Origin of the sequence: Photobacterium aquimaris, from assembly GCF_002954455.1 — a bacterium.
Taxonomy (GTDB): domain Bacteria; phylum Pseudomonadota; class Gammaproteobacteria; order Enterobacterales; family Vibrionaceae; genus Photobacterium; species Photobacterium aquimaris.
Genome location: NZ_MSCC01000010.1, coordinates 1 through 2378, shown reverse-complemented (window position 1 = coordinate 2378; position 2378 = coordinate 1). Strand labels below are relative to the sequence as shown.

The window sequence follows — 2378 nt, the reverse complement described above, 5'->3', positions numbered from 1 at the left end:
CAGCACTTACACACCTGACCTATCAACGTTGTAGTCTTCAACAACCCTTTAGAGACCTTAAAGGTCTAGGGATGACTCATCTTGAGGCTCGCTTCCCGCTTAGATGCTTTCAGCGGTTATCGATTCCGAACTTAGCTACCGGGCAATGCATCTGGCGATACAACCCGAACACCAGCGGTTCGTCCACTCCGGTCCTCTCGTACTAGGAGCAGCCCCTCTCAATCATCCAACGCCCACGGCAGATAGGGACCGAACTGTCTCACGACGTTCTAAACCCAGCTCGCGTACCACTTTAAATGGCGAACAGCCATACCCTTGGGACCGACTTCAGCCCCAGGATGTGATGAGCCGACATCGAGGTGCCAAACACCGCCGTCGATATGAACTCTTGGGCGGTATCAGCCTGTTATCCCCGGAGTACCTTTTATCCGTTGAGCGATGGCCCTTCCATTCAGAACCACCGGATCACTATGACCTGCTTTCGCACCTGCTCGAATTGTCATTCTCGCAGTCAAGCGGGCTTATGCCATTGCACTAACCTCACGATGTCCGACCGTGATTAGCCCACCTTCGTGCTCCTCCGTTACTCTTTGGGAGGAGACCGCCCCAGTCAAACTACCCACCAGGCACTGTCCGTAACCCCGATAAGGGGTCGACGTTAGAACATCAAGCATACAAGGGTGGTATTTCAAGATTGACTCCACAACCACTGGCGCGGTTGCTTCAACGTCTCCCACCTATCCTACACATGTAGGGTCAATGTTCAGTGCCAAGCTATAGTAAAGGTTCACGGGGTCTTTCCGTCTAGCCGCGGGTACACAGCATCTTCACTGCGATTTCAATTTCACTGAGTCTCGGGTGGAGACAGCGTGGCCATCATTACGCCATTCGTGCAGGTCGGAACTTACCCGACAAGGAATTTCGCTACCTTAGGACCGTTATAGTTACGGCCGCCGTTTACCGGGGCTTCGATCAAGAGCTTCGACCGAAGTCTAACCCCATCAATTAACCTTCCGGCACCGGGCAGGCGTCACACCGTATACGTCATCTTTCGATTTTGCACAGTGCTGTGTTTTTAATAAACAGTTGCAGCCACCTGGTATCTGCGACTCCCGGCAGCTTAGAGAGCAAGTCTCATCACCGCTAGGAGCGTACCTTCTCCCGAAGTTACGGTACCATTTTGCCTAGTTCCTTCACCCGAGTTCTCTCAAGCGCCTTGGTATTCTCTACCTGATCACCTGTGTCGGTTTGGGGTACGATTTCTTATAATCTGAAGCTTAGAAGCTTTTCCCGGAAGCATGGCATCAATGACTTCACTACCGTAGTAGCTCGACATCGTATCTCAGCCTTAAGATGAACCGGATTTGCCTAATTCATCAGCCTACATACTTGGACCTGGACAACCGTCGCCAGGCTCACCTAGCCTTCTCCGTCCCTCCATCGCAATTATAAGAAGTACGGGAATATTAACCCGTTTCCCATCGACTACGCCTTTCGGCCTCGCCTTAGGGGTCGACTTACCCTGCCCCGATTAACGTTGGACAGGAACCCTTGATCTTCCGGCGAGGGAGTTTTTCACTCCCTTTATCGTTACTCATGTCAGCATTCGCACTTCTGATACCTCCAGCACACTTTACAATGCACCTTCAACGGCTTACAGAACGCTCCCCTACCCAATATGAACAAGTTCATATTGCCGCAGCTTCGGTGTATAGCTTAGCCCCGTTAAATCTTCCGCGCAGGCCGACTCGACCAGTGAGCTATTACGCTTTCTTTAAATGATGGCTGCTTCTAAGCCAACATCCTGGCTGTCTGAGCCTTCCCACATCGTTTCCCACTTAGCTATAACTTTGGGACCTTAGCTGGCGGTCTGGGTTGTTTCCCTCTTCACGACGGACGTTAGCACCCGCCGTGTGTCTCCCGGATATTACTTACTGGTATTCGGAGTTTGCAAAGGGTTGGTAAGTCGGGATGACCCCCTAGCCTTAACAGTGCTCTACCCCCAGTAGTATTCGTCCGAGGCGCTACCTAAATAGCTTTCGGGGAGAACCAGCTATCTCCGAGTTTGATTGGCCTTTCACCCCTAGCCACAAGTCATCCGCTAATTTTTCAACATTAGTCGGTTCGGTCCTCCAGTAAGTGTTACCTCACCTTCAACCTGCCCATGGCTAGATCACTCGGTTTCGGGTCTAATCCTAGCAACTAATTCGCCCAGTTAAGACTCGGTTTCCCTACGGCTCCCCTAAACGGTTAACCTTGCTACTAAAATTAAGTCGCTGACCCATTATACAAAAGGTACGCAGTCACATAACAAGTATGCTCCTACTGCTTGTACGTACACGGTTTCAGGTTCTATTTCACTCCCCTCACAGGGGTTC

At 51.2% G+C, this 2378-nt stretch carries 1 rRNA gene; it reads right to left on the bottom strand.

The window, feature by feature from the left end:
* Window positions 1–2378 (bottom strand): 23S ribosomal RNA (locus BTN98_RS20160); the annotation flags it as partial.